General features: G+C 53.0%; 8 protein-coding genes. 2 read left to right on the top strand and 6 right to left on the bottom strand.

The window, feature by feature from the left end; translation table 11 throughout:
• Positions 1-65 precede the first annotated feature (65 nt).
• The 4 genes from ACR0DS_RS16515 to ACR0DS_RS16500 all read right to left on the bottom strand — a co-directional run bounded on the left by ACR0DS_RS16515 (position 66) and on the right by ACR0DS_RS16500 (position 3514).
• Positions 66-953 carry a GAF domain-containing protein gene (locus tag ACR0DS_RS16515; protein WP_480559844.1) on the bottom strand — a complete coding sequence of 296 codons (888 nt, stop codon included), beginning with the start codon at positions 951-953 and terminating at the stop codon, positions 66-68.
• Between the two features lie 122 nt (positions 954-1075).
• On the bottom strand, positions 1076-1261 hold the full coding sequence (locus ACR0DS_RS16510; RefSeq protein WP_480484411.1) for a hypothetical protein: 186 nt from the start codon (positions 1259-1261) through the stop codon (positions 1076-1078).
• A gap of 87 nt (positions 1262-1348) precedes the next feature.
• Positions 1349-2398: a nuclear transport factor 2 family protein gene (locus ACR0DS_RS16505; RefSeq protein WP_480484410.1), complete on the bottom strand. Its 1050-nt coding sequence runs from the start codon at positions 2396-2398 to the stop codon at positions 1349-1351.
• A 168-nt stretch (positions 2399-2566) separates the two neighbouring features.
• A complete protein-coding gene (locus ACR0DS_RS16500; RefSeq protein WP_480484409.1) occupies positions 2567-3514 on the bottom strand; it encodes a haloalkane dehalogenase in 948 nt (315 codons plus the stop codon).
• 67 nt (positions 3515-3581) lie between these two features.
• Here ACR0DS_RS16500 and ACR0DS_RS16495 point away from each other — a divergent pair, with 67 nt between their 5' ends.
• Positions 3582-3800, top strand: a complete 219-nt coding sequence (locus ACR0DS_RS16495) for a hypothetical protein (protein WP_480616863.1) — start codon at positions 3582-3584, stop codon at positions 3798-3800.
• Between the two features lie 85 nt (positions 3801-3885).
• On the opposite strand, the gene ACR0DS_RS16490 is transcribed toward ACR0DS_RS16495, so the two are convergent.
• Together ACR0DS_RS16490 and ACR0DS_RS16485 are read right to left on the bottom strand one after the other, a co-directional pair.
• Positions 3886-5583, bottom strand: a complete 1698-nt coding sequence (locus ACR0DS_RS16490) for an adenylate/guanylate cyclase domain-containing protein (protein ID WP_480483680.1) — start codon at positions 5581-5583, stop codon at positions 3886-3888.
• A 128-nt stretch (positions 5584-5711) separates the two neighbouring features.
• Complete coding sequence (locus tag ACR0DS_RS16485; RefSeq protein ID WP_480483681.1) at positions 5712-6725, bottom strand: LysR family transcriptional regulator; 1014 nt, start codon at positions 6723-6725, stop codon at positions 5712-5714.
• Here ACR0DS_RS16485 and ACR0DS_RS16480 point away from each other — a divergent pair.
• A complete protein-coding gene (locus ACR0DS_RS16480; protein ID WP_480616861.1) occupies positions 6712-6918 on the top strand; it encodes a hypothetical protein in 207 nt (68 codons plus the stop codon). The genes ACR0DS_RS16485 and ACR0DS_RS16480 overlap by 14 nt on opposite strands.

Genomic DNA, 6918 nt, shown 5'->3' with positions numbered 1-6918 from the left:
GCTTGCTGCATCATCAGAACGCGGCGTAGATTGAAACTGCGGCGAGCCTGATCCTCCTAAGCCAATCAAACGCTCGTGTTCCAAATCATTCGATGACGGACATCTTCGCCCGGTTTCAACTTCGGAAACCGAGCACCAGCATTTGCTATGAGTTCAAGATGTGTTCCCTCTTTATTGAGCATCGCCAAAGCCGACATATCCACATCGCACAAACGCAATACGCTGTTGAGGATTGTATCGAACACAGGTTTTTCATCGTCGCGGGAACGGCTAATCACTTCGAGAACTTCTCGTGTCGCAGACTCGCGTTCAAGCCGGGTCTGAATTTCGTGAAATTGACGCACGTTCTCAATTGCGATCACGGCTTGCTCAGCAAACGTCTGAGCGAGCGACACCTCTGACGGATTGAAAGGACTGATCTCTCGCCGAAACAGAGTTAAACATCCTATTCCGGCGCCGTCCTTGATTAATGGAGCAAAAAGTACACTTCGGATGTTTGAAGTATCGACCATGGAACGGACAATAGGACTGCCATTTTTGTAAAGTTCGCTTGTTCCCATATCGTCGAATGCAACAAGACGACCATCAATGATTGATCGCGCCGCGTAGGACAAGTCTCTGTCCATACGCATCTGCCCACTCTCAAACAAATCGACTGCTGCTTGGAACATACCATTGTGAGCGGCCAGCGTCTGCGCGTTGTCATCTGCAGTACCCAAAACCAGCCCCGCAAACGGCGCATTGCAGAGCTTGCAAGCGTGGTCGAGGATCGCATCAAAGACAGGTTTTTCGTCTTCACGGCTCTGGCTGATGACTTCAAGAATGCTCCGTGTAGCCGCCTCTCTTTGTTGTCCGCGCGCGAGATCACTCAGCAGACTTTCTCGATCTAATCCCCCTCGCGAGCCCCGCGCGCCCATCTCAACCACCTCTTTACGCTTGTCGAATTTAACCATGTAGGACTTCGCATGCCAAACAAATGCACCAACGCTGCCAATCAACGACGGGTCCAAATGCGAATGAGCATTTGTCCAGGATCTGCCAGTTCGACCCTACCAACTAAAATGAGAGTCTCCATTCAACATCGCGCGCCAGGATGAGCGCTTCCAGCGTGGGCTTGATCCACACCGAAATTATGCAAATGGCGGGCGACGATCTGTGCCGTGCGCGTTTCGGTAAAGCCAATTTCCGGATGAGCATGCAGGTCCTGTAAAATCGCGGTCAAATCTTCGGCAGTGTCTGCAATGGTGAGAAGAACATTCAAGCCAAAATCTCTTTTATATGCGCTTCTGTTGCCGAATGAGCCTGGGCAAGGATGGCGGATTACCATTTTTGGCTGGGAGGCCAGTTCTTAGGTGGTTCTTTGCCAATCGAGTTTAAGTATTGAGTGCTCCCCATCCAGACCCTTTAGCGGAATTGTCATCGGGTCGCGAAAAAGAAACTCATTCGACCCGCCAACCATAATCCGCGTGGCGTCTGACACACAGATATCACTTGGCGCAGCAAGCGACGCGATGCGAGCGGCTTTGTTTACCACTGTTCCGAAGTGATCGGCGTCAGAGGTAATCACTTCGCCGGTATGCAAACCAATTCGAACTTGCAGTTTCGGTTCGGCAGTTTCAGCTGCGTTGGCGCGCTGAATATTCTGAGCCGCTAACAGGGCGGCCCTCGCAGACCCGAAAGTAGACATTACACCATCACCAAGCGATTTCACCAATTGCCCACCGCTATCGACGATATGGGTCTCGACCAGCTTTAGGTGCCTGCGCACAGAATCGGTCCAGAGTGTGTCCCCTATCGTTTCAGCGATCGTCGTGCTGTCGGCGATATCTGTGAACATGACAGTCGCAATACCGCTTTGACCAAGTTCGTATGGGGTGGACAGGGCGGCATCGAGAAGTTCCTCAAAACCTTTTGCCTCGTACCCGAAGCCTTCAACGTTGTTGACGGGAATTGAGTTGTGAACATGCACGATTTTCCAGGAACCCTTGTCAAGTTTCAAAATGACGGTGGAGCGCAATTGCGCGGATTGTCCCGTTTCAATCGCGTCGATGGTTGCCTTCCATTCCACCCAGCCAAGAGATCCGCATTCAAAACCACGCAGTTCATCCGGGCGCCACTGAAACCGTGGAACCTCCTGAATATACTGCGCCATGCCACGACGTAGCGCATCATCCCGCCACGCCTCATCCTCGTCAGAGCCAAAATAGGACAACGCTGGATCGTCAGAGAAAAGATGTGCGACCGTTTCGCCGTCGCCGCGACCGTACGCTTTGATCCAACGTTCCACTATGGCGGCAAGTTCTGGCGAAGGGCATATCCGGTCTGTCATCAAGTGAATGATAGCAACTACAGCGTCTTGCGCATAGCACTCTAAAAATAGAGAACCGGTGAAAACCAAATGCAGCAGCAGCGCGGAAAGCCGCGGCTAGCGCAACAGATAACCCATGGTATCAAAGCACTCAGAATTTTCGACGTCACGCAAAGATCACTTTCGAGATAACTGCATCTGGCGGCTTTTTCCGTGTTTTGTCTATTCATGCTGCGGTCTGCACGAAGTTCCCAATTCTCAACCCTTAGGCCGAATGAGATGTCCTCCATCTTCCCATGCAGACAAGCCCGCGCGAGCAACTTGTTCTCCGTTGGTCTCCTGAACGAAGTGACCTGCGTCTGGCAACATCAGAGGTGGGCGGACTACGCCCAATATTTCGTGCATGCGTTTCATCAGCCTCGGCGGGATCAGAACATCTGCTTCTCCTATCGCCATGAAGCTGTCGCCCGACCAGTCAGTTTTCCACCATGCCGCTGCACGTCGCGACACATCAACGCCCTCCATGTCGGGTTCGGTCATTACCAGCGACGGGAACTTCCGCACGCCGCCCCGATAACGCGCGTCCGGGAAAGGGGCGGCGTAAGCGGCCGCAACTTCATCACTCATGCCGGGCACGTATTTTTGAAACAATGCGGCCACGTCATAGTCCGGTTGAGTTCGGTGGAATTCCCTCCAGGCATCGAATCCTTCGCTGCTACCGCCACCCAAGCCAAGAACTGTGTTCATAACCAATAGCCGATTGAAGCGATCAGGCATGTCTGGTGGAATGGTAAGACCAAGAAGCCCACCCCAATCCTGTACAACGAGTGTAATTCCTTTGAGATCGAGCGTTTCAATCAACTCGATCAAGCTCTGTCGGTGAAATGTGAAAGTGTAGCAATTGTCTTGGATAGGTTTGTCAGACCGGCCGAAACCGAACAGGTCAGGAACGACAACTCGGGCGCCAGTCTCGAGAAAGACCGGGATCATATGCCGATACAAAAAACTCCATGAAGGCTGCCCATGAAGGCACAAGAACACCCGCTCTGCATCCTGCGGACCTTCGTCTATTCTTGCCATCCGCAGGCCTTCATACCCGGCCAACTGATCTTCGTACTGAGGATGCCAGGCGAAATCAGGCAGGTTTAGAAAACGATCGTCTGGCGTACGTACTGCGTCAATAGGTGACAATCCTGTTCCCTGCATTTCTGTTTCTGTTGGCTAAAATTGCATCTTTCAGCGTAATCTCACAAGCTGACATGGCAATTCACGAATGAATGGCAACTTCGTCCACGACCTGCTCGTTGCCTTCGAAATCTTCGCCGCGCGCAGCACAGATGGCCGGTTTGACCACTGCCATGCATCGAAGAAGTTTATGCACATGCCGAATCTTTCTCGCTGCGTGCGTGCGCAGCGAGAAAATCGAATTCACAGAATGGGCTCAGCGCTGCCATTTTCTGCGATGAGCATGATTGACCGCTCGCAGCCCTAAGCGGCCCTTCAAATCCGAGCTTTGCAGTTACTGAAATGCGCGATCAAGCTGCCGGTTTTCCCAGCGCAACTTGGTTCCGGCACCGCTAATCTGGCAACCCTGCCCGGCGAAGCGCTTCAAAGTAACGTTCAGCGCCTTCTGAACCGCCATAGTCCACGTTGCTACGCCATTTCGAGATCGTTTCATCAGGTTCCATTTGCAGCATTTGCGCCAACGCCGCAGACGCCTTTTCAGGTTCCCCAAGCATAGCGTGAGCAGCGGCTCTCGTGCTGTGAAGTGCGGCATAGTTCTTTGAAAAGCGCAAACCTGCCTCAGCATAGGCGATAGCATCATGGTCTCGACCAAGCATTACGCAAGAGGTGGCGGCCCCTCCGGAAGCACCCACGAAAACGGCCCCATATCGGCCCAACCGGAGCGCCGTCTGAAAGCAGCTTAGTGCCATTTTAGGAAACCCGGCCCAGTTGTATCCCCAACCCATGAACAAATGCAGGCGGGCATCTAGTGGCGCTCGTTGCCGGATTTGCTCCAGCGCCACGGAAAGTCGATCCGCGTCCCCGTCGACATTGTAGTCAGCCACTGCAACACTCAGATCAAGCGTTGGGCTTTGACCCGCCATGTGTCGTCCGGCCTCGATCCAGTGTGGCAGCTTCTCGTAGTTGGATGACAGATCGCGTCGAAGATCATAGGTTCTCGCACCATTCATTGTCCAAATAGCTTCGGCATAAGCGGCGGCGAGGGTTGGTTTGGCCTCGATGGCCCTGGCGTGGTACGACAACGTCTCTTTATAGCTGTCGATGCTGGCCTCCGACCATGTGATCATGCCCATCAAGACGCACTGTTCGGCAGTCAGCTCGTCTTCAGGTAAAGCAGAGAGCTTTGCGGTCAGCGACTGGATCAAGATCCCGCTAACGGCATCCAACAGCTTTTCTACAACCTCGTCTTGCCAATCAAAGATAGCTTCGACCGAACCGTCGAACTTCTGAGTCCAGATTTCAGAACCAGAAGAGTCATTTAAGCGTGCTTCCAGACGCAATCGGTCGCCGTGTCCACGCAGCACGCCGCGAAGTGCATATCCCTCTGATGCTTCCGTGGAGGTTATTGCCGCGTTTAACCAGTTGATCGTCCGAAAATAAGAACCGAAATCTGAAGTGAGAGCTGCGGCCATTTCCTTGAGCTCAGCGCGTTGGTCGCTGCACGTGACAGGATGGATGGATAGCTTTGGCAAGCTCGTCTCTGTAAAAGAAGGCGAACTTTGCGGTGCACTCAGTTGTGGTCCATCGTGAATCCACACATCCAGGCTGCGTTGGATGTTCTTGAGCCTCTTCTTCCCAACTGCTTTGAAAGCGTCTGCCAGATTGTGTTCAAGGTTCAGATGTACGGGTTCAGAAATTGCGATACCACCGGTTGGCGCAATGCTCTCAAGCCGTGCGGCAATGTTCACACCGTCACCCAGGATGTCATCACCTTTTTCTGTGATGTCACCCACATGAACACCGATCCGCATGTTTATTAACGAGTATTCAGCCAACTGCTCTTGTAGCTGCATTGCTGCGGTTACAGCTTGCGCCGCGCTGTCAAATTGCACCAGCCAACCATCGCCCATGCTCTTCACGACACGACCTGATTGGCCGGCTATCGTTGGGGTGACGATGTCGCTTTCCAGGTGATCAAGCATTAGAATTGTGGCTTGCTCATCTTTGTGCATAAGCGCCGAATACCCAACGACATCCGCGGCTAGAATTGCCGCCAACCTTCGTTGCAACTGTTGTCCCTTGTTCGACATGCGTTCGACGATAGATGATGCGGCCCTCTACTCCAACTGCCTGAATGCGAGGTTCGCTCGGGGCTCTTTACTGATGCTCTCCGCCCTTGGCATCAGCGTCAGTTCGCGGTCCAATGCGGGGATAACCATCACTTGTAGATTGCCGCATAGCGAGGTGCGAAGAACTTGACGAAGGCTCTGACCTCGGGCCGGCGATAAGCTTCCGGCGAAATGAGCATCAGGTGCGGCACCGCAAGTTCGGGGATTTCGTCGAAGCACCGGATAAAGGAGTCGTCTGTTTCAACCAGTTTCACATTGCTGATCCCAAGGCCTTGGCCTGATCTGATCGCTGCATGCATCAGCTCGAGTTCAGTGAAAGACATAGCGATCTGGTCCGGTGCCACATGATTGGTCAACCATTCGTGGAATACATTCGGAACATCGTCCCGCTGAAAGGTAACAAACCGATGCCCGGCCAGATCATCGGTTGACTCCGGCAAGCCAAATTTGTCCGCGTAATTTCTGCTGCCGAACAAAGACCAGCGGGCCGTGCTGATCTTACGACAGATCAGGTCAGGATCGGGATCGGTTCGAGCCAGGCGCAACGCGATATCAGCCTCACCGGCCATCAGGTCCAGCGCCCGAACGCTGGACAAGAACTCGAATGCGACATCCTGATTGTCGGCAGAGAACTCGTTTACGATCTCAATCATGCGTGCAGAGAAGTTTGCTGAATAAGCTGTAATCCGGATGGGCTGTGTCGACGTCAATTCCTTCGCGCAATCGGCAAATTCGCGGACTGAAGCCTCGATTGCTTCGGCGAGAGGAACGAGGCGAAGGGCTTCTGGGGTTGGTTTGAACCCGTGCGTACCGCGCTCAAAAAGCGTTAAGCCTGTTTCTCTTTCGAGAACATCAATGCGTCGGGCAACCGTTGGTTGGGAGACCTTTAGCTTTCTAGAGGCCGCAAGCGTCGACCCTTCTCTGAAGACGGAGAGGAACACACGAATATCCGACCAATTTCGGAACCCATTCTTCATTTTTGTAGAACAGCACAATCTTGTGCCGGATACCAGAAAAACAGGTGAACAGTTACCTTTGTTGCGACAGCGCAAGTAACTCGGAAAGGAACATGAGATGGCTTCCCATACAATGTCACCCAGCATCTGGACCGTATTTGGTGGACTGTTCGGTTGGACCAAAAGAGCCTGCCCCGAAACCCGTAAGCCGCAGCCTACAGCCAACGATCTTCACGCGGAACGCGACTATATTAATGACGTGATCTGGAGTAATCCCGCTGCGTTTTCGAGTGAACTGGACGTGCAGAACATGATGAGTCTGTATCCAGGAAGGTTCTGA

Source organism: Ruegeria sp. AF5 (assembly GCF_056541905.1).
The sequence above is the reverse complement of the archived record's forward strand: the minus strand, read 5'-3'. Positions and strand labels throughout refer to the sequence as shown.